The organism is Roseobacter sp. S87, assembly GCF_055693285.1.
The window spans coordinates 2,743,638-2,770,463 of sequence record NZ_JBVFTR010000004.1 but is presented as its reverse complement, the minus strand read 5'-3'; the positions used below and the strand labels follow the sequence as shown (position 1 = coordinate 2,770,463).

Here is a 26,826-nt window from a genome sequence, read left to right as displayed (position 1 = left end):
AGGGTGAGACGCGCGGGATACGCGCTTACACAGTTGCTTTCGCGAGATCGTCACCGGACAGGGCGTAGGCCGCCATCGCGGCATCGGCCTTGGTTCCGACCAAGTGGTTGGTGTAATTGGAGAATGTCTTGCAAGCGATGGCGAGTATCACCCCAAAGACGTGCTGATTGGTGAAACCGGCAGTCAGAAAGCGGTCGACATCGTCTTTCTCGACCGCCCCGCGCAAGAGCGTCATTCTGCTGGTGAACTCGGACAAGGCACCAAGCCGGGCGTCAGCAGGCATGTCACCCTTGCGCAGGGCGTCCAGCGCGTCCTTCGGAACGCCAGACGTCTTGTCAGCGAGCATGGAATGAGCGGCGATACAGTAGTGGCAACCGTTCGCATGGCTGATCGTCAGGAAAACCGTCTCTTGCTCGGCGGGCGTGAAACCCGCAGATTCACGGAACGCGGCATAGCTGGCTGTGTAGTGTTCCAAGACGGCCGGCAGGTTCGCCATGGCCGCGTACATATTCGGCACAAAGCCAAGCTGATCGCGCGCTCCAGCAAGGATACTCGCTGCGGCACCTTCAGCATTGTTAGGTGTCTTGAGCTCAACAGTGATGAGCGATTGCTTGGACATGACCGGAACTCCTTTGGATCTCGATGGCACCAACGTGGGGACTAGGCTTCGCCTGCGCCATGCTCACTTTTGCACCGGCCAGTTCCAATAATGATGCGTGTTGGTCTGAAATTGGTCCGATAGACTGTACGCGATTGCCAACGAACAGGAGTAGTCCAATGCGGTTTTTCAGGTCGTTTGCAGTTGCGATTGCTCTTGTTGCCGGGGTGTCCGCGCAGGCGGATGAGGGCTGGACAGATCTGGATTTGTCGAGCGCGCGGCTGATTGCGGCGCAAACGGCAGCGCCAGCCGATGGGCTGCTTCAGGTCGGCGTCGACATTCGGCTCAACGATGGATGGAAAACCTATTGGAGAAGCCCGGGCGACGCGGGCTATCCGGTCACTGTGGATTGGTCAGGGTCGGACAACGCCGAACCAACCCCAATGCAATGGCCCGCACCACATCGGTTTTCGCTGTTCGACCTCGACACCTTTGGATACGGCGACCGCGTTGTCTTTCCGGTGAATGTGCATGTCCCGGATCTGACACAGCCCGTTCATTTGAACGCGGTGGTTGACTATCTGCTCTGCAAGGAGATTTGCGTCCCACAGGCCGCCAAAGTTTCTCTGAATCTCAAACCGGGCACGCCCACCGCAGGCTCGGATGCGCAGTTGATCGACCTCTACCAGTCTCAGGTTCCGAGCGATGGATCTAAATCCGGGTTGTCTCTGGACGACGCCACCCTCACGGACACTGGCAATGGCATAGCAGTGCGCGTTACGTCCGTTTTCCCTCTGACCTCTCCCGACGTGATCGTGGAGGGACCGGACGAGATCCTGTTTTCGCGCCCCACTATCAATCTGCAAGAGGATGGGCTGAGCTTCACCGCGACGCTACGTGCTGAGACGTTTGAAGGCACGCCCGCCGACCTTGCGGGCAAAGACTTAACTCTTACCATCGTGGATGGTACACGCGGCCTCGAGGCTCAACTGGACACTTCACTGCTCGCCCGGGCTCCGGCCAGCATCTCGGTCTCCGCGTTTTTAGGCTTCGTCGGGATCGCCTTTGTCGGCGGCATGATCCTGAACCTGATGCCATGTGTCTTGCCTGTGCTGTCAATCAAGCTGCTCTCGGTCGTCTCACACGGCGGACATAGCCCGGCCCGGGTCCGCCTGTCGTTTCTGGCGTCTGCCATGGGCATTCTGGCGTCTTTCTGGATTCTCGCCCTTGGGGCTGTTGCACTGCGGTCGGTTGGCGTTGCGGTGGGATGGGGCATTCAATTCCAGAACCCCTACTTCCTCGTTTTCATGGCCTTCATCGTCACGGTGTTCGCCTACAATCTGCTGGGCATGTTTGAAATTCCACTGCCGCAATGGATGTCCGGGACCGCGCAGATCGGCAACTCGGACACGCTAAAGGGTCACTTCCTGACCGGCGTCTTCGCGACGCTGCTCGCCACCCCGTGCTCCGCACCTTTTGTCGGGACGGCAATCGGGTTCGCGCTGTCATCGGGCACATTCGAAATACTGACCATCTTTACCGCGCTCGGTCTCGGCCTTGCCGCGCCCTTCCTGCTGGTCGCTGGGTTCCCTCGGCTTGCGACGTCGATGCCCAAGCCTGGTAAGTGGATGCTCACAATGAAGAAGGCGCTTGGGCTTGCCCTTGCAGCGACAACCGTATGGCTTCTCTTCGTTATCGCTGGCGTTTCCGGGCAAATCCTTGCCATCGTCGTATCGGCTGGCCTTGTCGTCATGGGGGCTGCGCTTTGGGCAGGCCGGTCGGTCGAAGGCCAAGGCGGTGCTATCGGGGCGACACTTGCGATTATTGCGTTGGCACTAATGTTGAGCCCCAGCGTGATCACCTCGTCGCAGGCTGATGCCTCGTCCGTCGTGACAGCCGAGTTCGGAGTATTCACCGAAGCGGAGCGAGACCGTCTCGTCGCTGCGGGCAAGGTCGTCTTTGTCGATGTGACAGCAGATTGGTGCATCACGTGCCAAGTCAATAAACGAGTTGCGCTGAGCGACGGCGATGTTCGCGCTGCGCTGGAAGCGGAGGGGGTCGCGCCCCTGCAGGCCGACTGGACGCAGCGCGACGATAGCATTCTTTTTTATCTGACGAGCCATGGCCGCTACGGCATTCCGTTCAATGTGGTCTACGGGCCCGGCGCGCCGGATGGGATCGTGCTGCCTGAGCTTTTGACCCGGAGAACCGTCCTGGACGCCCTTCGGCAGGCACAAGGTTAAGCACCGCGCCCCTCGATGAGGTCAAGCTTGTCGGACACAACATCGTACAGATACTCGCGGAAACTGCGGAGTCGAACGCTGTCTCGCAGGTCTGGATGTGTCAGAACCCATAGGGACGTATGTGGCACTGGTCGTGCGTCGGGCACTCGCTGAAGCCCCGGATCTAGGTCGCCCATCATGCATGGAAGGAAGGCCATACCGAGGCCACGTTTGGCAAAAGCCATCTGGACAAATACGTCGTCGAAACTGCCCATAACCGGCATCGGCTCCAGCCCTGCCGAATGGACCCATTTCGGATATTCAACAACGTCGTCCCATCCAAGCCAGCGCCCATTTCGGTTGGGTCCCGAAAAGGTATGCGCCTCGATGTAATCGGTCGAAGCATAGGCGCAGGACGCCTGGGTCGCCAGGTTGCGCCCAACCAGATAGTCGGGCGGCGAATTACCTTGCGATGTAAAACGCATTGCAATGTCAGCTTCCCGCTTTGACAGATCAAGAAGGTCCTCGGTTAGGTCGAGGATCAGGTTAACGAGCGGATTTTGCTCAACGAAGTTCGCGAGATCGTCTGTCAGAACGCAAACGGCCATCGGTAGCGGTAGAGTAAAGCGAACATCCCCGGACAGCTCGCGATCTCGTCCCGCGACGGACCGTTCGGCAGAGTGCATTGTTTCTTCAATCTTTTGAGCAGATCCAAGCAGGTCTTCGCCTGCCGAGGTGATCAGCAAGCCGTCCGGCGTCCGATCAAACAAGCGAGCCTTCAACGCAAATTCAAGCGCGTCCATTCTGCGGGACACAGTGGAGTGCGCGACCTTTAGGCTCTCTGATGCACCGCGGATTGACCCCGCACGCGCGACGGCGAGAAAGACCTTCAAATCGTTCCAATCGACAGACACCGTTGAGATCACCTTTGGCCCAGAGACGATATTTTTTCGTGTGTGGATGTCACACTTCAATATATAGCTAGCGTTCCATTTTTCGTCCAGTGCGGCCCTCAAACAGAACATGAGGTGCATTTTCGACTAGTGTAAATCTTGTGCGCAGGTACCCAACCAGGAGGATTCCATGCGCCTGATTTCTAGTCTCAAAACAACTGCCGCCATTCTGGCCGTTGCCACAAGCCTCACGGCTACCGCACCCGTTGCGGTCGCTCAGGATATGCCACCGCGTGTCGTCGGTGCGGTCATGGTCGACGAACTGACCATGGCACCCATGCAGTTCGCAATCGAGGTCGAACTCGCCGCCTCGCCCGCTGACGTTTTTGCCTTCGTCTCTGACAGCAACAACGTTGATGACATGATCGGCGTGGTGTCCGATGTATCCGTGTCCGGCGACGGTAAGTCCCGTGACCTGACACTCGCGGATGGTACGGTGGTGACCGAAACGATCCTCGTGAACGATGCAGGCAAAATGTCCTTTGCCTACAGCTTGCCCGGCGACAACCCGCTGGGCGTGTCCGACCACCTTGCCGTGATGCAGGTGCGCCCCGCTGAAGAACGCGACGGCGCGGTCCTGTCCTGGCAGCAGTATTTCGACGGCGGGACCTCCGGGGAGGTGATGGCCCTTTACACCGAAGCTGCGGCAAGCCTCACGGACCGGTTTGGCGGCTATGCCAGCGGGATGCACAGCGGGATCGCTGACGTTGCGTTGACCCACACCCGGGTATTCAACGTGTCTGCACAGGACGTCTGGGCCGAGGTGGCCGAGAACTACGCAGGTGCCCACGAATGGTCGAGCGTGATCGAGTCCATCGAATTCGAGGACACGGATGGAAAAGTTGGCGACGTACGCGCCTGTTTCATCCCCGGCCTTGGGGGCGCGACCCGTGAGATCATCACACGCTATGACGAAGACAATCTCACCTATGCTTACACGATCGAAGCAGGCATGCCGCCCTTCGTGACCACCAACGAGGCCGAATGGAGCGTCAAACCGATTGATGAAGATTCGTCTGAAGTCACGGTTTCCATCGTCTTCGAGACCGCACCTGGCGTGCCGCCGCAGGCCGTTGCTTTCGCGCGGACGAGCTTCTTCATGTTCGCGGGTTTCGGGATCGACGATCTCAAGTACTTCCTTGAGAATGGCACGCCCTACGCGCGCCAGTTCCCGTCTTAAAACTGATCGGCAAGGGGGTCGAACATGCGCAAAATACTATCTTTTCTGCTAGCAGTCGGCTTGTCGATCCCCTTCGCAGCCGTGGTCCCCAAGGGGGCAGCGGCGCAATCTGACGCGAACATCATCACGCTCGTGACCGATCAGGGTGAGATCGGCGCGCGGATCATCCGAGAGGCGGACGCACCCGGCGCCGCGCTCATTGTCGGCCTCCATGGTTACGGCATGGACGCCAAGCAGATTGAATCACTCGTCAATATTCAGCCGAACACAGCCCACTCCTTTATTGCCTTAAACGCGCCCGTGCCGGTGGAGGGCGGAGGGGGCGCTTGGTTCCCTCTCGACGATAGCTCGGGCTCGGTCGTGGTGGATCCACGCGACGTGCGCCTGGGCAGCGACCGGGTTGCGGACGCAACCCTCGCCCTTGTCGCCGAGACCGGAGCGGACCCCGCACAGGTCTACATTGTTGGGTTCAGCCAAGGTGCGTCGATGGCGCTTGGGCTTGCGTTGACACACCCCGATCTCGCTGCAGGCTACATTGCCTTTGCAGGCGGGTTGCCGCGCGAGGTTCGCGCCGAAGACTTGACAGTCGAAGGCGGCGCGCCGGTCCTGTTGGGCTACGGCACGCGCGACGCGCGATTTAGCGCCGAGGAACTGGATGCAACCGTCGCCGCGCTGTCTGATGCCGGACTGTCCGTTCAGCTAGAAACCTTCCCGGTCCCCCATGTGGTGAGCAGCGCCGGACGCCGCGCGATAACGGCCTGGATTGATGACCGGATTGCAGGTGTGCAAGTGCCGCAAATTCGGCCACTTCCCATTGCGGCTACTGCTGCGCCAGACACCGATGCCGACCCAGAAGCCGTCGTCGCCGAAGCTCTTGCCTCCGCCGAGGCGCGGGGTGGCTATTTTGGAAACCCCAACGGTGATCTCGTGATCTATAAGTTCTTCGATTTCAACTGTTCGATCTGCCGGATTGCGCACCGACAGATGGACCGGTTCCTGACACAGATGCCTGACAACACCAGGGTCGTCGCGGTGGACGTTCCGTTAATCGGTCCCGGATCACGTGAGGCCGCAGCGTTGACGTTTTCGATCGCAAGTCCGGAAGACTACAATCGCGCCTACCACGCGCTCATGGATGGCAGGGGACAAATGACGGGTGCCCGCGCGCTCCGCGAGTTTGAACAGCTCGGGATAGCCGTCGAAATCGCGGATACCGAGGCTGCGATCAGCACATATCAGAACGACATGCGGGTCAACACGGCGGCCATGCGCGCGCTTGGCCTCGCCGGTACGCCGGGTTTCTTTGTCCGTTTGCCGGATGGCCGCGAACAGATGTTCACAGGCTGGGACGCTCAGGCAATCGCATCCTTCATCGGTGTCACCCTGAAATAACCCCAGACCGGTCTTGGAGGCTCTAAAAGTGACCGAAGCCCTATACTTTAAGACAGATGACCTGGGTGCCGTTCAAACGCTCTTGTCCGAAGTCCGCCAGCGCACGACTGAGTTGGTCAAACCTCTCTCTGCCGAAGATGCCATGCTGCAGTCCATGGAAGACGCGAGCCCCGCCAAATGGCATTTGGCCCATACCACCTGGTTTTTTGAGGAATTCATCCTTCGGTCCGCTAGCAAAGACTACGTGTCGCCAGACGACCGTTTCGCGTTCCTCTTCAATTCCTACTACGTGCAAGCAGGCCCGCGACATGCCCGTGACAAGCGCGGTCTGATTTCACGCCCTTCGTTGCAGGACGTTCACGCCTATCGCGCCCATGTCGATGCGTCGCTCGACAGGCTGCTCAGTTCAGGGCGGGACGACCTGCCGGAGATTGCGGCTTTGGTGGCGCTTGGGTGCCACCACGAGATGCAGCATCAGGAGCTGCTGGTGACGGACCTGCTGCATGGCTTGTCATACAACCCTTTGATGCCGGCCTATCGCCCTCCCGAACCGCTCCCGGTTGTCCAGGCAACAGATTTGGAGTTCGATAGCCATGCAGGGGGGCTGGTAGAGATCGGTTACACCGGCGATGCGTTTCACTACGACTGCGAAGGCCCGCGCCATCCGACCCACCTTGCGCCATATGCGATGGCAAACCGCCCGGTCACAAACCGGGACTGGATCGCCTTCATCGAGGATGGAGGATACGAAAAACAAACCCTGTGGTTGTCCGACGGCTGGGCAACACGTCAGCGCGAAGCGTGGGATGCGCCGCTTTACTGGTGGCGACAGGATGACGAATGGTGGTCTTTTACGTTGCGCGGCGCACAACCCGTGGCCCTCGATTCTCCGGTTGTCCATGTCAGTTACTACGAGGCGGATGCGTTCGCGCATTGGGCAGGGGCACGTCTGCCGACGGAGGCGGAACACGAGGCAGCATTCCGCAATCGGCCGATTGAGGGCAACTTTGCCGACAGCGACGCGTTCCGCCCGCTGCCCGGCGACGGCATCTGGGGCGACGTCTGGGAATGGACGCAAAGCCCTTACACCCCCTACCCCGGGTTCCGCGCTCCAACCGGTGCCATTGGCGAATACAACGGCAAGTTCATGGTCAACCAGTTCGTCTTGCGCGGCGGGTCTTGCGCGACGCCGTGCGCGCAGATGCGGCCGACCTATCGGACGTTCTTTTACCCGCATCAGCGCTGGCAGATGCTTGGCCTCCGGTTGGCAAAGGACGCGTGATGCTGGACACGCCGGTCATCATGAACGAGGCGCTGCTGTTCGCGGCGCTCGACGGTCTGCAACAGGTTCCCAAGACACTCCCCAGCAAATGGTTCTACGACACCGAAGGCAGCCGCCTCTTCGAAGAGATCACGCAACTGCCGGAGTACTATCCCAGCCGCACGGAAACGCACATCCTGCGCGCGCAGGCTGGTGCGCTATCAAAGTCCATCCTGGCTGGCGGGGCGCTTGTCGAACTTGGAAGTGGCGCGAGCGTCAAGACACGGCTGCTGATTGATGCCGCACCGCATCTGGGCCTGTATGTCCCGGTCGACGTCGCGGACGAGTTTTTGCGAGACACGTCGGTCAAGCTGGCGCAGGCATACCCGGGACTGTCCGTACAGCCCATGGTCGCGGATTTCACCGGTTCGTTTGCGTTGCCCAAAGACTTGTCTGACGTACCAAAGACGGTCTTCTTTCCCGGCTCGACCATCGGCAATCTGGATCAAGAGCAGGCGGTCGCGTTGCTGTCCAGCGTCCGGGCGTGGGACGGCGTTCACCGGTTCATCCTTGGCGCTGACCTTGTAAAGTCGGCTGATGTCCTGATCCCGGCCTATGATGACGCGGCGGGTGTGACGGCCGAGTTCAACCTAAACCTCCTGCGTCGCCTGAACCGCGAGATCTGCGCAACGTTCAATCTGGAAAGCTTCCGGCACGAGGCCCGCTGGAACGCAGATGAAAACCAGGTGGAGATGCACCTGCGCAGCGAGGTGGACCAGAGCGTATGCGTCGGTGACGCGCACATTCAGTTCAAGGCTGGTGAAACCATCCATACCGAGAACAGCCGCAAATACACCGAAGCAGGCCTGCACGAGTTGGCGAAAGCGTCCGGCTGGAAGATCGATGCGTTCCACACCGACACCAAAGCCTGGTTCGCGGTCGCCGTGCTCTCTCCGGTGTGAGGTCTGCAAGGCTCCGACTGTTATTGGGCTAACAAAGGTCCGCTTTGCGTACGCATGATATATATGCTGCTACCGCGGAGAAGAACTGCTTACCATCCAAGGTGCTTTTTGCTGCGACCGCAAACGACGCATAGCAGACGCAGAGACGAAGATATCAAAAGGCAGCTCTGTCCGCTGAGCAGACCTCCAGCGCTGCTTCTATCGAGCAGGCGCAGCGAACGGCGGATAAGTTGGCTGAGTCTGCAGTCTCCGAAAACCGTGCTCAAGGTCGGCTATGGGCCGCGAGTTACGACACTCTGAATCTGGGATGTGCCAGAAATCGGACAATTCCGTCATCCTGTCAAAAGTTGAAATTTGAGGAAGGTCGCCCCGTCATAATCGACTTCGCCAACCCGCCAAGCACCAATTCTGTCGAGTGCCCGCAGGTTCGTGCGTGACGGTGGTAAAAGGAAGGTCACATACGGGATGCGTTCATCGGAAATTGCAAAGTCGATCGCCTTTCGCGAGATGCGCGGCCCGAGGCCAAACGTGTCGGGCCGCAAGACCAGTCCGAAATCCCACTCGGCCCCTTCTTTTTGAAATCCACCCCAGCCGACATATCGGTCATCGGACAAGAATGCCCAATGTCCAAGTCCGTCACGGTGCCAACACTCTTCCTTTTTGGCGACAAACCGCGCCACTGTTTCGGCATTCCAACTAAATTTCAGAAGCGGCATATGCTCGGCGACACGCGGGTCGGACATGTGCGCCAAGATTTCGGCTGGGTCAATTTCCGACAATCGGACGAATTTTATTTCAGATTTCATTGCGGCGTCTTTCGATGTGCTCGTCGCTCATTGTCAGCTGGACAAGATTTTTTTCAGCCAACTCTTTGCCTGGCGTCACGCTGGGACATAGGCATTCAGTTTGTTGCCATCCAGATCCCGGAAATATCCTCCGTAGAAACCATGATCTCCGCGTGGGCCGGGGGGTCCCTCATCTGTTCCGCCAAGTTCGAGGCACTTGGCGTGAAGCGTATCGACGGCTTTTCTGTTGGTCATTTTCAATGCGACCATCACCCCGTTTCCAACGCTTGCCGGTTCCCCATTGAATGGACAAGCAAGGCATAACGCAGGCTCGGCCCTTGAGCGGCCCCATGCGGCCATATCGCCGTGTTTCCAAAGGCGGTTTGCACCCACGCTCGAAAACAAGGCGTCGTAGAATTTCAGCGCGGCCCCGAAGTTGTTGGTTCCGAGGGTAACATATCCGATCATACTTGATCTCCGTAATTCTGTGGGCGTCATTTCAACTCTAAGCCCGGCTAAAAAGACGCCTGGGTTGCTGCGCCAGACCGCCTTGCAAGTAAGGTCGAGGCCGGACCATGGCTCGGAATTGCCCGCACTTCAAAATTTTCGAAACGCTCGATTGCCTGCATCAATCGGGAGCGGGACATAAAACGGCCGGTCCCGCGAAACAAAAGCGCCTGGCGCATTAGGCTGTCGGCAAGACCACGGGCAGGCTCATCCGCGCAAAACGCGAGACAAAGAGCGCCACCGGCTCGAACAACCCTGCAAAGCTCAGTCAAAGCCAGATGGGGATCGGGGACGGTTTCCAGAGCCCAAGCACAGGTCACAAGATCGAATGCGCCATCCTCAAACGGCAAGGACTCCAACCGTCCTTGTATCTTTGGCACAGGAATATCGGCGCAGCTCGCAAGCATGGCCGCGGACGGGTCGAGAAGGGTCATCAAATTCGGGGGCATACCCTCGGCAATCAATGCACGTGCCAGATTGCCGGTGCCGCAGCCAGCATCCAAAAACTTCGAATTCGGCGTCGCAAGTGCACGCACCAGGCCTTCCAGGGCGGCCTGCGCCTCGCCGCCTGCATGACGCAGCCAGCGATGATGAAGTTTGTCATAGCGAGGTGCGAGCCTGTCATAAAGATCGACCGGATCGCTTATAGGCGTTTCTGCCAACATCTCTTTGGTCCTATTACTCATTCATAGTGTCCGCGGTGCGCACACGTTCTTTACGAAGAACTTGCGTTGGATTGCGGCGCGGTGTGTTCGTGCTCGGGCCACATCCATGCGGTCCAGAGAATTGCCATTAGAGCCGCGATCTCGATGACGAGGTGAAAGATGTCATCCATGTCGGTAGGGGGCGAGGAAAGGAGCGTACCCGTCGTGAAGATCGCTGCAAGAAAGGTGACAGGGCGACCGATCCTGCGGGTTAGCAGGAGCGAAAAGAGCACCATCGCAATCGGCACTTGGACGAGGAAACCGCCCAAAAGCATCAGCCCTTCGGTGATCTCGATGCCGTTGTAATGGCCTGTCAGCAGCATCTCGATATGGGACGCGAGGACAAACTGGTGAATATCGCGAAAGATGATGTTGAGCAGTATGAACAGCCACAGGGCCGAAAGAAGAATATGGGAATCGAGCCGTCTCATTTTGGTGTCTTCTTTCTGTGTTTCTGGAGTTTGCCGGTATCAGGCCGGGAGCACGACCGGGTTCAGATCACCGCGCCGGATGTGCGCGTTGCAAAGGCGCGGCGGATCATTAGTTCTGCAATCGCAAGGTTGATGGCCCACGCCCCGACCATCAGGACGTCACGGGAAAACCCCGACGGCTCAGTGTCAAAGAGGCCCATCGTGACCAGAAAGAGCGCGGTCTGCGTTGAGGCCCCTTGGCCGATGGCATAAGCGCGCAGCATCGCAGCGCGGTGCGCAGCGACGTTTCGCGACCGGATCGCGACGACGGCCCATGCGATGAGGGCGACCATCGCGAGGCTAAGCGTGACCCTCGCCCCATAAAGCAATGGTCCCTGCAGGGCGTCGGGAAATACGTAAGCTACGGTCATCCATAGCCCGGTAAGCGCGCTGACGCATCCAGTGGCCGCCACGATCCGCCCGAGGATCCTGTGCAAGGCGGGGCGGTAGCGCCTCAGGCTCGGCAGAAACTGCACAGCCCCCACAAGGCAGAAAACTGAACTGCCGAGAATATGCAATGTGATCGGGAGGGGATCGATCACCGCACGCGGGTTTGGCGGTATGATCGCCGGAGTGCCGAGAAGTTCCGGAAGCCGGACCAGACCGACGACTGCCGGAATGAAAGAGTAGAGGAACACGAGGGCAAGGAACGCCCATTCGCGACGGCTGATAAAGTGCATGCTTCGGTCTCTCAGAACAAGGTGTCGGTCTGCCTCAGGCGGGCTTGCGCGCGACGATAAAGGGGCTCAGTCGGTTCTTTCCGAAGTACCCCGTCTGCGCGATTTCGAACTCGGCCCGGAACAGATGCCGGGTCAATTCAGCGTGACTCAAGATGATCACATTAGGCGCGATCCGCAGGGCCATGAGCACACGAACCATGGCTCGCATCCAGCGCGGCGCGTCCTTCAGACAAACCGTCTTGGAAATGAAATGACCGCCGGGTTTCATTTGGTGGAATGCTGAATCCAGCACGATGGGTATGTCATCCACCAGATGAAGCAGGCTGAACGCGCAAATGACCTCGAACGGTTGGCCAGGAATGTCTTGCGCCGCCTCCGCCTGAAGGAATTCTGGTGTTCCTGCGGCATCGCCGCCTGAACGTGACCGGGCGATCCGGATCATCTCGGCAGAGAGGTCGGTTGCGGTCACATGAGCGACGAGAGGCGCGATCTTACTCGCCGTTCCGCCTGTCCCGCAGCCGATTTCAAGAACGCGATCGGTCGATCGAAGAAGCGCAGTGACGCATTCCAGCTTTTCTTCGTAGGCGGTGACATCGGCGATGGGCTTTTTTGCGTACTTGGGCGCATGCCGGTGCCAGAAGGCTTGGGCAGTCATGTCGGTTTCCTTTGCATGTTACACTTCAGGTTTGAAGCAGCGCGGATGTGCCAGTCGTAAGAAACTGCGGAATACATTGTGTCGCTTTCGGTTGCCGAGATCGGGCCGATCCCGTTTCGCAGCCGGTATCATCCATGCGCTCATGAAAGGTCGATTGCTTAAATTCGTCCACCTGCTATACGCTCATGAATGAACTGGCAGGCCGTCTCCTTCGATTGGAACCAGGTACGCGCCTTCCTCGCGACAGCGGAAGAAGGCTCGTTCAGCGGCGCGGCGCGCGTGCTGAAGACAACACAGCCGACGATAGGACGGCAGATCGGTGCGTTGGAGGAGGCACTTAGCGTCACGCTGGTAGAACGTAGCGTCCGTGGTCTTACCTTGACGGAAGCAGGACGCGACCTGATTGATCACATGCGCACGATGGGCGAGGCTGCAACGCTCATCTCGATGGTGGCCGACGGTAAATCTCAGGATGTCACCGGAGAGGTCGCGGTCACGGGAACGGACCTCTTGTCAGCAGCGATCCTGCCGGGTGTGCTCAAGCCGTTGAGACAGATGGCGCCTGGCATCCGCGTCCGCATTCTTGCGTCGAGTGAGATGCAAAATTTGACGCAGCGCGAGGCGGACATCGCGATACGCCACGTCCGCCCGGATCAGCCGGACCTGATCGCACGGCACTTGGGCGACTTTCGCGCCAATCTCTATGCCGCGACCGACTATCTCGATCGTGCAAGCCGCCCACGGACACCGCGCGATGTGGCTGCACTCGATTTCGTCGGCAATGCCGACCCCGAGCGGCTAATGGCCCCACTGCACAACATGGGCGTGCCCGTTCGCGCAGAGAGCTTCGTGATGTCGAGCGAGAGCGGTGTCGTCGCATGGGAAATGGTGAAAGCGGGCTATGGCATCTCTATGCAGCCCGAAACGTTGGGCGAGGCTGAACCTGGCATAGAGAAGGTCTTGCCGGATTTCCCTTCGCTTGAGTTTCCAATCTGGCTGGTCACCCATCGGGAGTTACAGACCAGCCGTCGTATCCGGATCGTATTCGACCTGCTGGCCCGGGGTCTGTCAGACGTTGCGAAGCGCCGAAGTGGTGGCGATTAACAGGTGCAAAAGCGCCGAACCCGGAGCAAGTAAGGTCGCGTGGCAATAGTTGAAACTGCGCTTGCACGAGTTCGTTTTATCCGATGAGTGTACGTTAATGTTGGAGATGCTGCGCAATCGATCAACTTCCGCTTTGGGGAAGCTGCAATGCGGCAACTTATCTCGCGATGAACGGCTGGTTTGGGCCGTTGCGTTACAGGGTTCGGCGTTGATTTGGTTGGGATGCTGCTGTGGCTTCGGGGTCCGCAGAGAGTCCAAAGGGCCCGGCGCTTCGCTTGATTCCGAGCTGGGTTTGCCTCACAGGCGCCCGTTTCGCCCGCTCTGCTAAACTTCGCCATTGTCGATATTGGGCCGTCGGGGTCGGCATCAATGCGATTTTGGTAAGTCAAACCGTTCTGGCCAGTCGAATTTGAACGCGTTGTAGCAAGCGATCGCACTCAACTTGCATGGAGCGGGGAGGTCGTGATCGAAGGGCAAACGGTGAACGGATCCGAGACGGAACAGCTTGAAATCGAAGGGAGTAGCGCCGTCCAGATCTGACTTTGCTTATTGGCATGAAAAGCACATCCTGCCGCCGCCGTTCAAAGCCTTGCATCAACCCACGCAATGTCGGATTTGCAAGACAGGCCTAGCGCCCGAACAAAATTGAGGTCCAGGAACTCTGCCAGCTGCGATCCTCTTGTCGTGCAATGAAAACCGCATTCAGCAAGCAAGTGTGCTGCCCCTCAATTGCAGGGTTTGTCCGGCCCTGCGCGTCCGTTTCAGTAGATCGAAATTCCGTCACCAATCCCTCCGCATTGCGGCAAAATAGAAATGCTGGATGACCGTCGCGGGGCATGCCTTTGCCAAGAAGCAGGAAACCATCGTCTTGCCTGATCCATTCATACTCCAGACCAATGGCCTGATCCGACCCGGAGGGTTCGCCGTAACGGACAAGCGTTTTTGAGAAACGTCGATAGCTTTCGATAATCGGCCCGCCCGGGACTATACCCGGATCATCCGCATCGACGCGGTCCGATAGACCAATTTCCGCGATATAGGCTTTAAAATCGGCTATCGTATCGTGGGACAGGACCTGCGGATTGCTTTCCACGCCGAGGATGTGCAGACCGGATGTAAGTTGGGCGAAATTTTGCGGTTGGTTAGTCCGGCTGACCTTCACCTCGCCGTTTGGTGCGGTCCAGATAACATGTCGGTAGGCCCGCGGATCAAACGGATGCGGAACCCCGTCAAATTCAGTCCCGACCATTACGACAGGGCGCAGCGTCTCCCCTTCTAAGAGGGTCAGGGACTGTGGCTCAATCCAGAATTCGTGTGCGGCCAAGGGGCTCACCAACAAGCACATGGCTAGAAGACGGAAAACCTGCCTAAACATCGTGAAGGACTCCCGTCGCCACAACCGGCCCTGTCGGAACGCCAGAGGGCGACCCGCCAGAAGGTTCGATGCTGATGGCCAGCGTCTCTCCGTGTGAGAGCGCGGTGCGCAATGACAAAGTGCCGGTCGACAAGAACGTGCCGAGCGATTGAGGCGGCTGGTCCGGTCGCACCAGCCAAAGCTCAAACACAGATCCCGCGGGCGGTTGTGTCGCGGTGCGCGTGATGTCCAGCGCGCTGCCTTGCCAATCAAGTGCGACAAGAAACGTGCCAGTTTCGCCTGCAAGAGTGGCGCGCAGTGTGGCATTTTGCGGGGACCCGACAAGAACAGCGACGACGACCGCAGCAGAAACAAAGCCTGTTGCTGCCCCCAAAAACCATGCCCAGGGCGACGCGCTGCGCCGGGTGCTGTTAAAAAGATGCCGGTCAATGCGGGCTTTGATGGCACGTGGGGCGTCAAGCTGGCCATAGGATTTATTGAGGTCTTCAAGACGCACCTCCCAACTTTCAACCTGGCGCCGGATTGCGGGGTCCCGGGCCATGCGTGCCTCAAGCGCGCGGCGCTCTTTCAGGTGCAGAACGCCCACAACGTATTCGGCCACCAGTACCTCATCTTCTTCGGACGGTTGGACAGCATCTGTCATAGCTGAGAGTGCTCCAGGCAGTCACGGAGCCGCAGCAGACTGCGCCGTAACCACGTCCGTATGGTGTTCAGAGGGGTGTCATAGCGGTCGGCAAGTTCCTGATAGGAATAGCCCTCAACATAGGCGGCGCGCACAGCGTCGGCGCGTTTGTCTTCCAGTTGCTCTAGACAGGTTTCGATGCGCGCACGGTCCTGTGCGGTGGCGGTGGCTTCTTCGGGGGTTTGCCGGGCGTCAGGAATGTCTTCGGCCATTTCGATAGGGGCAACCGGTGCCCGTTTGGCCCGCTGGCGGTCAATCGAAAGATTGCGGGCAATTGCAATCAGCCACGACATGGCTTTGGCCTGACCAGGACGGAAGGTTGAAGCACGCTGCCAGATGCGGATGTAGACTTCCTGCAGGACATCTTCCGCTTCGGCGCGGTTCTTCATGATACGGACTGCAACAGCAAACAGCGTGCCGGATGTCCGGGCGTAAAGCGCGTCAAAGGCACGACGGTCGTTCAGCGCAATCCGGCTCAGAAGATGGTCAAGATCGGGATGATCGCGGGTCAATACATGCCTCCAAGTTCGAGTGGGATGGGGGCTGCAGCATTGCGGTTTGCTGTGCCCGCAGGCTTTCCGGCCGTCAGGTCGCTGCGCGCGCGCTGCAGGGACCTGAGGCGGTCCTCGTAGGTCGTTTTCAGGGACTGGTCCGACCGCAGAACGGTCGGTTTGAGAAAGACAAAGAGCGTGCGGCTTGAACTGCTGCTGTTGCGCGATCTGAACAGGTTGCCGAAAACCGGGATGTCACCGACACCCGGCACCTTCTGCAGCGATTTCAGGTCGTCGCGCGTGATCAGCCCGCCCAGCACGATGGTTGATCCGCTCTGCGCCAGAATACTGGTCTGTATCGAGCGCCTGTTGGTGATCAGGTCAGCCGCCCCTTCGATGTTGGCGTTGACCAGCGATGACACTTCCTGGCTGATATCCAGCCGCACAGTGTCTCCGGCATTGATGCGCGGCAGGACGTTCATTGTCAGGCCGACGTCGCGTCGTTCAATGGTGGTAAAGGGCTGTGCCGTGTTGCCGTCCGTTGCAAAGCTGCCGGTCCGGAATGGCACATTCTGCCCCACGACAATTGACGCAGGCTGGTTATCGAGAGTGGTCAGCGAGGGGGTCGACAGCAGGTTGGCTGATGTTGTCTGGTTCAGCGCCTGGACCAGCAGGCCGAAATCACTGCCACCCAGCGTCAGGCTGCCCCCGGTGGTGATCAAACCGGCATTGGGTGCGCCAAGCGCTGCGAGCAATGCGCCCAACGCCCCGCCACCGTTGCTGAATGAAGTTGCGGCCAGGCCGCCGGGGGGGCGAGTTCGCTCAGCCCCAGTTGGGCACTCAGGCGCTGGGCCACATCGCCGGATACCTCAACGATGGCCGCTTCGATCAGTACCTGCGCGCGTTTCTGGTCAAGTTCCTGCAACAGGGCGGCTACATCGCTCAGCTGAGCTTCGGTGCCGCGGGCCACAATGGCATTCTGCGCGATATCTGCGGCGATCGTGATGCCCGGCACGTCGGCGGCGGGCGCAATGGCGTTCAGCCCGTCCTGTTGCAGGTCCTGAGCAACCGCGTTTGTCGCCGTGGCACCCGCCGATGTCAGCGTGGCGTTCAGGATGCCGGCGACCTGCTCTGCCTCGCCGAACCTCAGCGGGAAGACACGGGTGGCTAGCCGGATCCGCGGATTGGCGACCGGGGGGACGTCCATTGCCCGGGCCAGTTCTTCGACCTCGGCAATCTCGGCGCTGGTCCCGCGTACCAGCAGCGTGTTTGAGCCGGGATCAACAGAGAGCCGCGCGCCTGTGGCATTGGGGCCCAGAACCTCGGCGATGGCTGCGCCGACAATCCCGGCCTGTGTGTTGCGGAACTGAAGTACGCGTGAGGTCTTTTCCTGATCCCGGTCCAGGCTTCGGGCCAGCGCCATGATCCGGGTTGTGCGCTCGGCCGTGTCGGTGATCAGAACTGCATTGGGGTCTTCAACGGCTTCCAGCGTGCCGGAGGCGGCAACGAGGGGGCGCAACACGCGCGCGGCTTCGGCAGAAGGCAGGTTTTCAAGACGCACAAGGCGGGTCACGAAATCCTGGCTGCCGGCATCGCCTGCACCGTCACCGCTTTGGGCTGCGGCGCGCGCAGTATCGAGCGGAACAACCTGCCAGACGACCCCGCTCTGAACCGCATGAAATCCGCGCACCCGCAGAATGGACTGATAAAGTTCCCACGCGCCATCCCGGTCCAGCGGTTCGGCGCTGATGACGGTGATGTCACCCTGCAGATCAGGATGAACGATCAGTGTCCGGCCGGTGATTTCGGCAATCTGCTCGGTCAGAAGCGAGACGTCGCTATCACGCAGGTTGATGGTGAACAGCGCATCCTGCCCCGAAACGGGCAGTGGTGCCGACAGGGCACAGATCAGCGGCAGAATTCGTAACCACATCGGCGTCACCTCAGGGGAAAGGAAAATGTCATCACACGGCCATTGCGCTCGACCTCAAGCCGGGCCTGTCCGGATGCCGCGATCCGATCATAAAGACGCCTGTCGTCGTCGGGATTGCCGACAGGCCGGCCGTTTACGCTGCGCACCAGATCGCCCGCTTTCAGTCCCGCAAGCCGCACGCCAACATCGTGGCGGTCGGCAATGACATAGCCATCGTCCCCCGGGGTCAGCCCGATTTCATCCAGCACCGCTTTGGGGTTTTTGCGGATCCGTTTGCGCCAGTAATCGATGTATTCAGACGTCGTTTCGGGGGCTTTGACCGTTGCGCACGCGCAGGCACAACGAGACCTCTGCCCAGACGGGCGATCATGTCTGTAGGGCCTGACCGCGCGCCATCGGCCTGTTGGTTTGCGCCGTCAGTATCCTGGCCGTCAAAGCGCAGCGTGATCGTCCCGCCCTTGCCAGTCAGCACAACATGATCAACCGCGACCTGGCTGAGGAGATAAGAAGCAGTCACCGCCTGACCTTCGCGGTAGCTGTCGGTTTCTCCGTCAATGGCGAGCAAGGCGGCAGAGGGCGCGCCCACGGTTGAGAATACGCCGCGCAGAACGAAGTCCGGTTCGGTGCCGGTGGTGCTTTGCCCGGCGGGTGCGGTGCGTGCAGCCCGTCCAAAAGGTGCGCGCTCCAAAAGCGGGGTCAGATCAACATGGTCCGGCCCTTCGACTGGGACGGCGATGGCGGGCGCACCAGGCGCCAGCACGATAATACCAGCCGCGTGGCGCATGACGGGCAGGGCGGCAAACACGACGGATCCGGTGGCGATCAGAACCAGCCCGACGCGGGGCAACAGGTGGGGCAGGCGTTTCATGGGATAACCTCCCCTGCATCGATGTAGCCGGTCAGCCTGGCCAGTGCGGCCGCAAGGTCATTCATGCGACCAACGGAGATGTCGACGCGCAGAAGGTCGGGGTCAGGGGTGTCAGAACGTGTGGTGGCGATCCACCAGTTCTGTCCGGCAGCACGGGAGACTTCAGGCAGATCGCTCAGTGCGAGGTGCAGTTCAACCAGTCTGTTTTCGGCGAGCCACCGGGCCTTTGCCCGCTCCGAAACAGCAGCAATCGCACGCGTGTGTTCTTCGACTGTGGCCAGGATGGTACCGGCGGACACCGCCAGGACAGTCAGGGCAACCAGGGCCTCAATCAGGCTGAACCCGTTTTCTGGCTGCCGCGTCTGCATTCTGTCCCTCCGCCTGCGCCCGAATGAGGTTCAGGCCATCGAAATAGGTGTTATCATCGTTTCCTGCGCCAATAAGCAGGCGTTCTCCGCGCTCCGGCGCCAGTGCTGCAGAAACGGGAAACACGTCCTCATGATCGCGTTGGAAGGACATACGGGGGTATCGCGAAATTAGTTTCACCGGGTTGAGCCCCGGATCATCGGAAATCACCCAACGGCCTTTTCCGTCTGGCAAAAGCACGACCACATCGTCGCCCTGCTGCCAGATCGCAAAGGGTTCGCTGCGGGTCAACGCCCGCCGTTTTGCGGTGTCCAGCCGTGCGGAGAGGGCCAGCAGGCCGAACCCTTCACCCCGCACGTCGCGCTGAGTCGGGAGCGCAAGCACGACAGCGCTGGCAATCACCGCGAAGAGTGCCAGCACGACCAGCATTTCGATAAGGGTCACGCCCGCCTGAGGCACGCGCCTTGCCGGGGTCATGAGCCTGCGCGCGCTTCGCGGTTGCGCAGCGGGATGTCCGCGGCGACACCCTCGCCGCCGGGAGCGGCGTCTGCACCAAGAGAGACAAGATCAAAGGTGCCGGCCTCCGAGCGATAGACATAGGGGGTCCCCCAGGGGTCAACGGGCACTTCGGTAAGGTACCCGCCTTCGGGCCAGGTGCGTGGCATCGGCGGGCTGATGGGGCGTTCCGCCAGCGCGGCGAGGCCCTGCGCCGTGGATGGGTACCTGCCATTGTCCAGCCGATAGAGCTGCAGAGCCCCTGCGACGGTCCGCATATCGGTCTCGGCGACGGCAACGCGCGCTTCATCAGGGCGGCCGATCACATTGGGAACAATAAGTGCCGCAACAACAGCGATCATCACCAGGACAACCATCATTTCAATCAATGTGACCCCTGCCTCGGGGTCACGGCGGGTACGGTAGTCTGTGCGGGTATCTGACATGAAACTATTCCTCTCGGGCTTGCGTATGTCTGGTTACATAGGCGCGCTCCAGCGCTCCGTAAAGGGAAAAATTATGCTAAAACAGAGTGTTAGCATGAGTGATGGAGGCCGGGAACGGACCCCGTCAAAAGCGCTTGTACCTCTGCCCCCTTCCTCCCAGGGCCAGCGCACTGATCCCGGTTTGCTGGAACGTGTTGAACGTGCTGCGGCGGCCTCGGGGTCTCCCCCCATTCTGCTCCCGGGTGCCGCCGCACTTGTTCTGCCGGTGTCTTTGCCCCTGAAAACCGACCGTCAGAGGCGTGCGGCGCTGCCCTTCGCTGTTGAGCCATATCTTGCTGAACCGCTGGATCAGGTGACTCTGGCGCTGGGGCCTCAGCTGACAGGAGAGACCTGGCTCTGTGTCGCAGTGAACAACGCCCGGCTTGACGCCCTGACCGGAACGATGCCGGCGGACGGCGTCTGCTTTCCCGACACGCTTGCCGTACCCCTGCCGACACGCACCGGCGCCTGGTCGCTCTGGTGCGGGAGCGACACGGTACATGTCCGTCTGGCAGACGGCACGGGGCTCGCGATGGATCGCGACGCTTTTGCCGACGCCTGGCGCGTTTTCGGAGCGCCGCCGGCGGAGGTTGTCCGTGGTACCCCGCCGCCTGGCGTAACAGCAGACAGGGTGCCATTGGCACCGGTTGATCCGGAGATATTCAGCACCGATCTGCGCCCCGGCAGGGCGTCCACCGGGCTGAGGCGTTTTCGCGATATTGCCTGCTTTGCCGCCGGTGTTGCATTGGCGGCAGGCCTCGCGCACGTGGCGCTGCTGCGGGCCGACGTGTCGTTTCTCGCGACGAGTGTTGCGGAGAGAACCGCGGCGGTGCAGCGTCAGCTTGATGCGCGTGGCATTGATACAGAGGCAACCGACGCGGCCTGGCGCGTTGAGGCTGCAATTTCCGATGCTGCCGGCGCAGACGCGCCGCAGGACCCGTTTCTGGCGCAGCTGGCGCGGTCTCTGTCGGCACTGCCGGCAGGAAGCAGCGTGACCCTTCGTGATCTGCGTTTTGATGGGGCGGCCGGGACTCTGACAGTGATGCTTACCGCTTCTGGTCTGCAGGATCTGCAATCCGCTGAAACAGCGCTGTCGGATGCGGGCATATCCGTCACCAGCGGAGCCGCGAGCCGCAGTGAGGCGGGCGCGGAGGTGCAGCTGATAATCGGGGCGGTGTCAGATGCAGCGATTTAACAGGCGCGAACGCAGACTGATGTTTCTTTGTGGAGCTGGGGTTTTGCTGTTGGGGTTATGGTCGCTGGTGCTCACACCCATGCTGGGCGCAAGGTCAGCGCATCTGGCCCGGCTTGCTGATCTCGACAGAATTTCTGCTCTTCTGGACAGCCTCCCTGAGACACTGGCCATCGGGCCCGCGACCGATCTGCCCCCGCTGCGCCAGCGCGTTACGCAATCGGCTGCTGCGGCGGCACTTGAAATCAGGCGGCTTGATCCGCAGGGCAATGCCCTTTCGGTTTCCCTGGGGGATGTCGGGTTTTCAGCTCTGGCGGGCTGGCTGGACATCCTGACCACCGCTCAGGCAGTGAAGATCACTGGCGCGGAAATCGCGCGCAGACCCGAACCCGGCATCGTCAGTGCGCGTCTTGTTTTGGAGAGCCTGCGATGACGTCTATACCTTACGGCTTTGCCCAGACCCACAGTCTCGCAGTCGACGGGGGCACATGCCTGATGACGGAGGCCACGCCCCTTTCTGCTTTTGCTGAGGCTCAGCGCCTGTCCGAAGGGTATCTGCAGGTGCGCCGGGTGTCGGCGACGGTCCTGTCCGGGGCTCACGAAGAGCTCTACGCTGACAGTGCCATCGCCGCGGCAGGCGCTGCAGAACTGGCCAGTGGTGAGGGAGCGGACCTTGCCGCTCTCGCGGACAGTGCCGCATCAGTAGATGACCTGCTGGAGCAGCGCGAAGATGCGCCCGTCGTCCGCCTGATCAACGCGCTGCTGCTCGAAGCGATCCAGAGCGATGCGTCCGATGTACACGTTGAAGTCGAAGAAAAAGCGCTGGTTGTCCGCTTCCGTGTGGATGGTACCCTGCGGGAAGCGCTCAGAACGACCCGTACGCTCGCACCGCAGCTGGTCAGCCGGATCAAGGTTATGGGACGGCTCGATATTGCGGAAAAACGACTGCCTCAGGACGGCCGGGTGTCACTGCGGGTAGGCGAATACCATCTGGACGCCCGCATCTCCACCATCCCGGCACAGCATGGCGAACGGGTCGTAATGCGGCTGCTTGACCGCGACCAGACCCGCAGCGGTGTCGAAACGCTTGGAATGAGCGACGACATGCGCAGTGTTTTCGAGCGTCTTCTGCACAGGCCGGATGGTCTGATCCTGGTGACGGGGCCGACCGGGTCGGGCAAGACCACTACGCTTTATGCGGGGCTGGATGCGCTGAACGACCGGCAGCGCAACATCATGACCATCGAGGACCCGATCGAATATGCGCTGCCTGGTATTGCGCAGATGCAGGTGAACACAGCGACAGATCTGACTTTTGCGCGCGGGTTGCGGGCGCTTTTGCGGCAGGACCCGAATGTCATCATGGTTGGCGAGATCCGCGATGGCGAAACGGCGCGGGTTGCTGTGGAAAGCGCCATGACCGGTCACCTTGTCCTGTCGACCCTGCATACCAACAGTGCGGTCGGGTCTGTTGCCCGGCTGGTCGACCTTGGCGTTGAGCGGTTTTTACTGGCGCCAATGCTGCGGGGACTGATCGCGCAGCGCCTGGTGCGGATGACCTGCCAGCACTGCGCGCAACCACGCGATATCACCGCAGCCGAAGCTGCCATGCTTGGTCATCGCGCGTCGGCAGGTGAAACGATGCTGGAGGGCATCGGCTGTCCCGCTTGCGATGGCAGCGGCTTTCGCGGGCGCGTGGCGCTTTATGACCTGATCGAGGTTACCCCGGAAATCGAAACACTGATTTCTGCGTGTGCACCCGAAGCCGAACTGCTCAAAGCCGCCAGCGCGTCATCGTCCGGTTTGGTCGGTGATGGCGCCGCAAAAGTCCGCCAGGGCCTGACGTCGCCGTCCGAAGTGGCCAGGGTGATCATTGAACATGCCGGAGAGAGTGTTTCATGAAGACGTTCCGGTATGCGGCTGTTGATGCGGGCGGAACCCCCGGCGGGGCCGGCGCGAGGCGCAAAGCCCGGAACATCTGCGCGAAGAGTTACGTGCGCAGGGCCTTCTGCCGACGGCGGTGCGGCCGGCAGGCTTTCCATCGTCCGGCCTGCGCCCGGTCCGGCAACCGGGGCGCCTGAACCCCGCTGATATTGCCGTTTTCACGCGTCAGATGGCGACACTCCTGTCCAGTGGTGTGCAGGTCGAAGCGGCACTCGCCGCTGTTGCAGGCCAGGCGGGGCCACGTCTCGCAACCATGTGCCGTGAGGTCCGCCAGGACGTACTGGACGGTGGCAGCCTGAGTTCAGCACTGACCGGGCAGGGTGGGCGGTTTGACCGGTTTTATCTGACGTCTGTGCGCGCGGCAGAACAGGCAGGGCGGCTGGGTGTGGTGCTGGAGCATCTGGCCGAACACGTGGAAACGACGCAGCGGCACCGGCAGACTGTCGTCCTGGCTTTGATCTACCCTGCCATTCTGATCGTCGTTTCCGTTGCCGTGGTCCTCGCCCTGCTCATTTTTGTGCTGCCGGACATCGTGCGGGTTTTCGCCGCGCGGGGTGCGGAACTTCCCCCCTGACAAGGATGATGATCGGGCTGAGTGACCTGCTGTCGAGATCCGGGGTTTTTATTGCCCTGACCGTTACTGTGCTGGTTGTTGCCGGAGGTTTTCTGATGCGCCGGCCCGGAATGCGGCAGGCGTGGCACCGCATTCTGTGGCGCGCGGGCCTGGCCCGCCAGATGGTTCTGGTTCAGTTTACCGGCACGCTGTCAACGCTTACCCAAAGCGGCGTCACCCTGACAGACGCGCTCGCGGCTGCCACGGCAACGGTGGGTAATCTGGAGGCCCGTGCGCTGTTGTCCGGCGTGTCGCAGGATGTGCGCGAAGGAATGGCCTTTTCCCGCGCCCTCGCTGCCCGGCCCGGCTTCCCACCGATGATGATCACCATAATCGCGAGCGGCGAAGCCAGCGGAAGCCTGCCCGCGATGCTTGCGAGGTTCTGGTCCGATCAGGCGCAAAGCCTGCAGGCCCGCGTCAAAGCGCTGGTGGCTCTGGTGGAGCCGATGGTCCTGCTGGTCATGGGGGGTGTCGTGATGCTGCTGGTGCTCGCGATCCTTCTGCCCATCGTCAGTCTCAACGGTCTGGTCGGATAGCCGCGGAATTTATTCAGGACAGTGAGGATTTAGAAATGGCAGAATTTTCAGGGTTATCACGCCGCAGTTTTTGTCTGGGTGCAGGCAGCCTGCCTTTGCTGGCAGCCTGTGGTACACCGCCGGACGCAGGCTTCGGCCCGCGGACGCGGCAGAGCTCGCAGAATGTTGCGCTGCTGGTGCCGCTGACCGGGCCGCGCGCGCAGCTGGGTCAAAAAATGGCAAAGGCAGTCTGGCTGTCTGAAGACCTTGGAGCACCCGGGACACGCGTTGGGGTGATTGATTCCGGCAGCGATGCTGCAACGGCCAAAGGCGCTGCCGCGCGTGCGGTGGCGGAAGGGGCTGACATTATCGTCGGGCCGCTCTTTCGTGATCAGACAGCCGCCGTGGCAGAGGCCGCAGGCAATGTGCCCGTGATGACACTCTCCAACGACGACGCGCTGACGGCCGCGGGGGCCTGGGTGTTTGGCGTCACGCCTGCCCAGTCCGTCGATGCGGTCCTCCGCTACAGTGAGAAAGCGGGCGCACAGCGCATTGCACTGCTGGAAACGCCGGGACTTGTCGCCGAACGCGCCCGTGCGACGCTGACAGAGCGGGCGGGCAGGGCGCGGGTATCCGTTTTGCCCGGCGTTCCGCAAGGCACCAGCCCTTCTGCGATGGGTGCCGCACTCCGGGATGCTGGCGGTGGATCGCTGCCGGATATTCTGTACGTTCCCTCATCCGGGTCGCCGGCGCTTGCGCAGGCTGTTGCGGCGGTGGGCACCGGGGTGACCACGATCGGGTCATTGCAATGGTCAGGTCTGCCCGCAGATCAGTTCGCGGCTCTGGACAGGGCCTGTTTCACCGGCCCGGATCCGCAGCGGTTTGACAGGTTGTCTGAGAGTTTCCGGGCGCAGCTGGGCGAGGAAATGGGCGTGCTCGGCGCGCTCGCCGTTGATGCGGTCGCCTTTGCCAAGTCAACGCAAACGCCGGCCCGGCTTTCCGGAACGAAACCGATTGACGGGTTGCTGGGACGCACTGCGCTCCGGACGGACCGGACTTGTGAGCGCAGGCTGTCGGTGTTGCGCATCGCAGGCGGCGGTGTTGTCCGGGTCGCATGACACAGCGCCCGGCCGAAGCAGGGGTAACACTGGTCGAAATGCTTGCAGCCCTTGCTGTTTCGGCACTCATCGGGATCGCAGGTTTTACGCTGCTCGAAGGTGTGCTTACCCGCGATGCGCAGCTGAGCGGTCGTATGGAGCGGATCGGTGATCAGGATCTGGCCTTTCAGCTTCTGAGCGCTGATGCATTACGGGCCCGACGGGCGGTATGGTCAGATGACGCCGGGCTGACGCTGTCGACACAGGGTGCGGGGATCAGCTGGCGCGCGGATACCACCGGCGTGACGCGGCGCATCACCTGGCCGGACGGGCGTTCGATCACCCAGCAGGTTTTGCGCGAGCCAGCGGATATCGCGGTACATGACAGGTCAGCCCGTGCGGTGGTGCTGGGGCTTTCAGACGCCGGTGTCGAAAGGATTGTCATGATGCCGGATGATTTCGCCCGATGAAACGCACAGGCGACAGCGGGATCAGTCTGCTGAACGTCCTTGTGGTGGTGGCAGCGGGTGCAGGTCTGGTACAGGTTATGCTCACCGACCAGACAATTGCCATTGATCAGCTGCAGGATGCCGCGGACGTCAGCCAGACACGCGCCCTCGCGCAGGCTGGTGTATCGTCGGTCGCGGTAGCTTTGCGCCGCGATCTGCAGGTCGCACCGGAGAGTGATCACTTCCGCGAACCCTGGGCCGCGAACCTGCAGGAAAACATCGACCTCGGCTTTGGCGCATTCAGTGTCACGGCGGAAGACCTGCGTGGGCGTTTCGACATGAACGCCCTTGGCCCCGGAAAGATCATCGAGATGCGGATTTTCACGGCGCTGGTGAAGCAGCTGGACCTGCCGGAAACGCTGGCGTCGGAGATCGCCACTGCCGTTTCGCAGAATGGTCCGCTCGATGCACCGGAAGATCTGCTGGGGCTGGGCTTTTCTGTCTCAGATATTCAGGTTCTGCGCCCGCATGTGACGGCCCTGCCGGTGCGCCATCCGCTGAACCTGAATGCAGTAACAGAACCTCTGCTCACGGCATTGCTTTCTAACCCTGTTGCGGCAGACAGCCTTATATCTCGGCGCGCCGCGAAGGGGTTTCTGGACCGGAACGATTTTACTGTACTGGGGCTGGTCGTGCCGCCGCTGGCGGGGTTTGCCAGCGACGCATTCAGCGTGACGGGGAGCGCTGAAACCGGCAACGCGCGGTCCCGGCTGACGCGCCAGGTTTTGCGGGACAGGCGTACCGGACAGATAACGCTGCGCTGGTCCGAATGAAAAACCGCCGCGGGA

General features: G+C 60.7%; 32 protein-coding genes. 14 read left to right on the top strand and 18 right to left on the bottom strand.

What is annotated here, in order from left to right; genetic code table 11:
• Positions 1-25: 25 nt before the first annotated feature.
• Entirely contained in the window at positions 26-619 is a 594-nt protein-coding gene (locus tag ACZ1HA_RS14545; RefSeq protein ID WP_472714382.1) for a carboxymuconolactone decarboxylase family protein, read from the bottom strand.
• Between the two features lie 158 nt (positions 620-777).
• On the opposite strand from ACZ1HA_RS14545, the gene ACZ1HA_RS14540 reads away from it, so the two are divergent.
• Positions 778-2,841 (top strand): protein-disulfide reductase DsbD family protein, encoded by a 2,064-nt coding sequence (locus ACZ1HA_RS14540; protein WP_472714381.1) that lies wholly within the window; start codon positions 778-780, stop codon positions 2,839-2,841.
• On the opposite strand, the gene ACZ1HA_RS14535 is transcribed toward ACZ1HA_RS14540, so the two are convergent.
• Positions 2,838-3,845: a LysR family transcriptional regulator gene (locus ACZ1HA_RS14535; RefSeq protein ID WP_472715334.1), complete on the bottom strand. Its 1,008-nt coding sequence runs from the start codon at positions 3,843-3,845 to the stop codon at positions 2,838-2,840. The two genes, ACZ1HA_RS14540 and ACZ1HA_RS14535, sit on opposite strands and share 4 nt — an antisense overlap.
• Before the next feature lie 58 nt (positions 3,846-3,903).
• Here ACZ1HA_RS14535 and ACZ1HA_RS14530 point away from each other — a divergent pair, with 58 nt between their 5' ends.
• Genes ACZ1HA_RS14530 through egtD form a run of 4 tightly spaced genes read left to right on the top strand, consistent with a single transcriptional unit; the run spans position 3,904 to position 8,568 of the window.
• Entirely contained in the window at positions 3,904-4,953 is a 1,050-nt protein-coding gene (locus ACZ1HA_RS14530; RefSeq protein ID WP_472714380.1) for an SRPBCC family protein, read from the top strand.
• A 24-nt stretch (positions 4,954-4,977) separates the two neighbouring features.
• Positions 4,978-6,345: a DsbA family protein gene (locus tag ACZ1HA_RS14525; RefSeq protein WP_472714379.1), complete on the top strand. Its 1,368-nt coding sequence runs from the start codon at positions 4,978-4,980 to the stop codon at positions 6,343-6,345.
• Positions 6,346-6,373: 28 nt separating this feature from the next.
• Complete coding sequence (gene egtB, locus ACZ1HA_RS14520; protein WP_472714378.1) at positions 6,374-7,627, top strand: ergothioneine biosynthesis protein EgtB; 1,254 nt, start codon at positions 6,374-6,376, stop codon at positions 7,625-7,627.
• Positions 7,627-8,568: an L-histidine N(alpha)-methyltransferase gene (egtD, locus tag ACZ1HA_RS14515; protein ID WP_472714377.1), complete on the top strand. Its 942-nt coding sequence runs from the start codon at positions 7,627-7,629 to the stop codon at positions 8,566-8,568. Before egtB ends, egtD begins: the two co-directional genes overlap by 1 nt.
• Before the next feature lie 332 nt (positions 8,569-8,900).
• Here the strand turns inward: egtD and ACZ1HA_RS14510 are convergent, their stop codons facing one another.
• The 6 genes from ACZ1HA_RS14510 to ACZ1HA_RS14485 form a co-directional block, all read right to left on the bottom strand.
• Positions 8,901-9,374 carry a GNAT family N-acetyltransferase gene (locus tag ACZ1HA_RS14510; RefSeq protein ID WP_375230034.1) on the bottom strand — a complete coding sequence of 158 codons (474 nt, stop codon included), beginning with the start codon at positions 9,372-9,374 and terminating at the stop codon, positions 8,901-8,903.
• A gap of 75 nt (positions 9,375-9,449) precedes the next feature.
• Positions 9,450-9,821 carry a VOC family protein gene (locus ACZ1HA_RS14505; protein ID WP_436398701.1) on the bottom strand — a complete coding sequence of 124 codons (372 nt, stop codon included), beginning with the start codon at positions 9,819-9,821 and terminating at the stop codon, positions 9,450-9,452.
• Between the two features lie 47 nt (positions 9,822-9,868).
• Entirely contained in the window at positions 9,869-10,525 is a 657-nt protein-coding gene (locus ACZ1HA_RS14500) for a methyltransferase domain-containing protein (RefSeq protein ID WP_436398703.1), read from the bottom strand.
• Positions 10,526-10,575: 50 nt separating this feature from the next.
• The gene (locus tag ACZ1HA_RS14495) at positions 10,576-10,995 is read right to left on the bottom strand and encodes a DUF6326 family protein (RefSeq protein ID WP_375230037.1); all 420 of its coding nucleotides are present in this window, start codon (positions 10,993-10,995) and stop codon (positions 10,576-10,578) included.
• Positions 10,996-11,057: 62 nt separating this feature from the next.
• Positions 11,058-11,714 carry a DUF2306 domain-containing protein gene (locus tag ACZ1HA_RS14490; RefSeq protein ID WP_375230038.1) on the bottom strand — a complete coding sequence of 219 codons (657 nt, stop codon included), beginning with the start codon at positions 11,712-11,714 and terminating at the stop codon, positions 11,058-11,060.
• Between the two features lie 34 nt (positions 11,715-11,748).
• On the bottom strand, positions 11,749-12,369 hold the full coding sequence (locus tag ACZ1HA_RS14485; RefSeq protein ID WP_375230039.1) for a class I SAM-dependent methyltransferase: 621 nt from the start codon (positions 12,367-12,369) through the stop codon (positions 11,749-11,751).
• Between the two features lie 189 nt (positions 12,370-12,558).
• On the opposite strand from ACZ1HA_RS14485, the gene ACZ1HA_RS14480 reads away from it, so the two are divergent.
• Positions 12,559-13,473: a LysR family transcriptional regulator gene (locus tag ACZ1HA_RS14480; RefSeq protein WP_375230040.1), complete on the top strand. Its 915-nt coding sequence runs from the start codon at positions 12,559-12,561 to the stop codon at positions 13,471-13,473.
• A gap of 628 nt (positions 13,474-14,101) precedes the next feature.
• Here ACZ1HA_RS14480 and ACZ1HA_RS14475 read toward each other — a convergent pair.
• From ACZ1HA_RS14475 to gspG, 10 genes are read right to left on the bottom strand one after another with little or no spacing between them, the layout of a single operon-like run.
• Complete coding sequence (locus ACZ1HA_RS14475; RefSeq protein ID WP_472714376.1) at positions 14,102-14,797, bottom strand: DUF4198 domain-containing protein; 696 nt, start codon at positions 14,795-14,797, stop codon at positions 14,102-14,104.
• A 43-nt stretch (positions 14,798-14,840) separates the two neighbouring features.
• A complete protein-coding gene (locus ACZ1HA_RS14470; RefSeq protein WP_472714375.1) occupies positions 14,841-15,491 on the bottom strand; it encodes an anti-sigma factor in 651 nt (216 codons plus the stop codon).
• The gene (locus ACZ1HA_RS14465) at positions 15,488-16,042 is read right to left on the bottom strand and encodes a sigma-70 family RNA polymerase sigma factor (protein ID WP_472714374.1); all 555 of its coding nucleotides are present in this window, start codon (positions 16,040-16,042) and stop codon (positions 15,488-15,490) included. Before ACZ1HA_RS14465 ends, ACZ1HA_RS14470 begins: the two co-directional genes overlap by 4 nt.
• Positions 16,039-16,785, bottom strand: a complete 747-nt coding sequence (locus ACZ1HA_RS14460; RefSeq protein ID WP_472714373.1) for a type II secretion system protein GspD — start codon at positions 16,783-16,785, stop codon at positions 16,039-16,041. The genes ACZ1HA_RS14465 and ACZ1HA_RS14460 overlap by 4 nt, the downstream gene beginning before the upstream one ends.
• Positions 16,740-17,954: a secretin N-terminal domain-containing protein gene (locus ACZ1HA_RS14455; RefSeq protein ID WP_472714372.1), complete on the bottom strand. Its 1,215-nt coding sequence runs from the start codon at positions 17,952-17,954 to the stop codon at positions 16,740-16,742. The genes ACZ1HA_RS14460 and ACZ1HA_RS14455 overlap by 46 nt, the downstream gene beginning before the upstream one ends.
• Before the next feature lie 5 nt (positions 17,955-17,959).
• Positions 17,960-18,202 carry a PDZ domain-containing protein gene (locus ACZ1HA_RS14450; RefSeq protein ID WP_472714371.1) on the bottom strand — a complete coding sequence of 81 codons (243 nt, stop codon included), beginning with the start codon at positions 18,200-18,202 and terminating at the stop codon, positions 17,960-17,962.
• Positions 18,181-18,822: a type II secretion system protein N gene (locus ACZ1HA_RS14445; protein WP_472714370.1), complete on the bottom strand. Its 642-nt coding sequence runs from the start codon at positions 18,820-18,822 to the stop codon at positions 18,181-18,183. The genes ACZ1HA_RS14450 and ACZ1HA_RS14445 overlap by 22 nt, the downstream gene beginning before the upstream one ends.
• Positions 18,819-19,190, bottom strand: coding sequence for a type II secretion system minor pseudopilin GspI (gspI, locus tag ACZ1HA_RS14440; RefSeq protein ID WP_472714369.1), 372 nt, complete (start codon positions 19,188-19,190; stop codon positions 18,819-18,821). The genes ACZ1HA_RS14445 and gspI overlap by 4 nt, the downstream gene beginning before the upstream one ends.
• Positions 19,150-19,665 carry a pilus assembly FimT family protein gene (locus tag ACZ1HA_RS14435; RefSeq protein ID WP_472714368.1) on the bottom strand — a complete coding sequence of 172 codons (516 nt, stop codon included), beginning with the start codon at positions 19,663-19,665 and terminating at the stop codon, positions 19,150-19,152. Before ACZ1HA_RS14435 ends, gspI begins: the two co-directional genes overlap by 41 nt.
• Positions 19,662-20,129 (bottom strand): type II secretion system major pseudopilin GspG, encoded by a 468-nt coding sequence (gene gspG, locus ACZ1HA_RS14430; RefSeq protein ID WP_472714367.1) that lies wholly within the window; start codon positions 20,127-20,129, stop codon positions 19,662-19,664. The genes ACZ1HA_RS14435 and gspG overlap by 4 nt, the downstream gene beginning before the upstream one ends.
• Positions 20,130-20,223: 94 nt before the next feature.
• Between gspG and gspL the strand changes: the two genes are divergently transcribed.
• From gspL to ACZ1HA_RS14390, 8 genes are all read left to right on the top strand, one after another.
• Positions 20,224-21,363 (top strand): type II secretion system protein GspL, encoded by a 1,140-nt coding sequence (gene gspL, locus ACZ1HA_RS14425; protein WP_472714366.1) that lies wholly within the window; start codon positions 20,224-20,226, stop codon positions 21,361-21,363.
• 43 nt (positions 21,364-21,406) lie between these two features.
• Entirely contained in the window at positions 21,407-21,793 is a 387-nt protein-coding gene (gene gspM, locus ACZ1HA_RS14420) for a type II secretion system protein GspM (protein ID WP_472714365.1), read from the top strand.
• Positions 21,790-23,262 (top strand): GspE/PulE family protein, encoded by a 1,473-nt coding sequence (locus tag ACZ1HA_RS14415; RefSeq protein ID WP_472714364.1) that lies wholly within the window; start codon positions 21,790-21,792, stop codon positions 23,260-23,262. Before gspM ends, ACZ1HA_RS14415 begins: the two co-directional genes overlap by 4 nt.
• 211 nt (positions 23,263-23,473) lie before the next feature.
• The gene (locus ACZ1HA_RS14410; protein ID WP_472714363.1) at positions 23,474-23,878 is read left to right on the top strand and encodes a type II secretion system F family protein; all 405 of its coding nucleotides are present in this window, start codon (positions 23,474-23,476) and stop codon (positions 23,876-23,878) included.
• 8 nt (positions 23,879-23,886) lie between these two features.
• The gene (locus ACZ1HA_RS14405; protein WP_472714362.1) at positions 23,887-24,453 is read left to right on the top strand and encodes a type II secretion system F family protein; all 567 of its coding nucleotides are present in this window, start codon (positions 23,887-23,889) and stop codon (positions 24,451-24,453) included.
• 35 nt (positions 24,454-24,488) lie between these two features.
• Positions 24,489-25,550: a type 1 periplasmic-binding domain-containing protein gene (locus tag ACZ1HA_RS14400; RefSeq protein WP_472714361.1), complete on the top strand. Its 1,062-nt coding sequence runs from the start codon at positions 24,489-24,491 to the stop codon at positions 25,548-25,550.
• Positions 25,547-25,999 carry a PulJ/GspJ family protein gene (locus ACZ1HA_RS14395; RefSeq protein WP_472714360.1) on the top strand — a complete coding sequence of 151 codons (453 nt, stop codon included), beginning with the start codon at positions 25,547-25,549 and terminating at the stop codon, positions 25,997-25,999. Before ACZ1HA_RS14400 ends, ACZ1HA_RS14395 begins: the two co-directional genes overlap by 4 nt.
• On the top strand, positions 25,996-26,811 hold the full coding sequence (locus ACZ1HA_RS14390) for a type II secretion system minor pseudopilin (protein WP_472714359.1): 816 nt from the start codon (positions 25,996-25,998) through the stop codon (positions 26,809-26,811). Before ACZ1HA_RS14395 ends, ACZ1HA_RS14390 begins: the two co-directional genes overlap by 4 nt.
• The last annotated feature ends 15 nt before the right edge of the window (positions 26,812-26,826 follow it).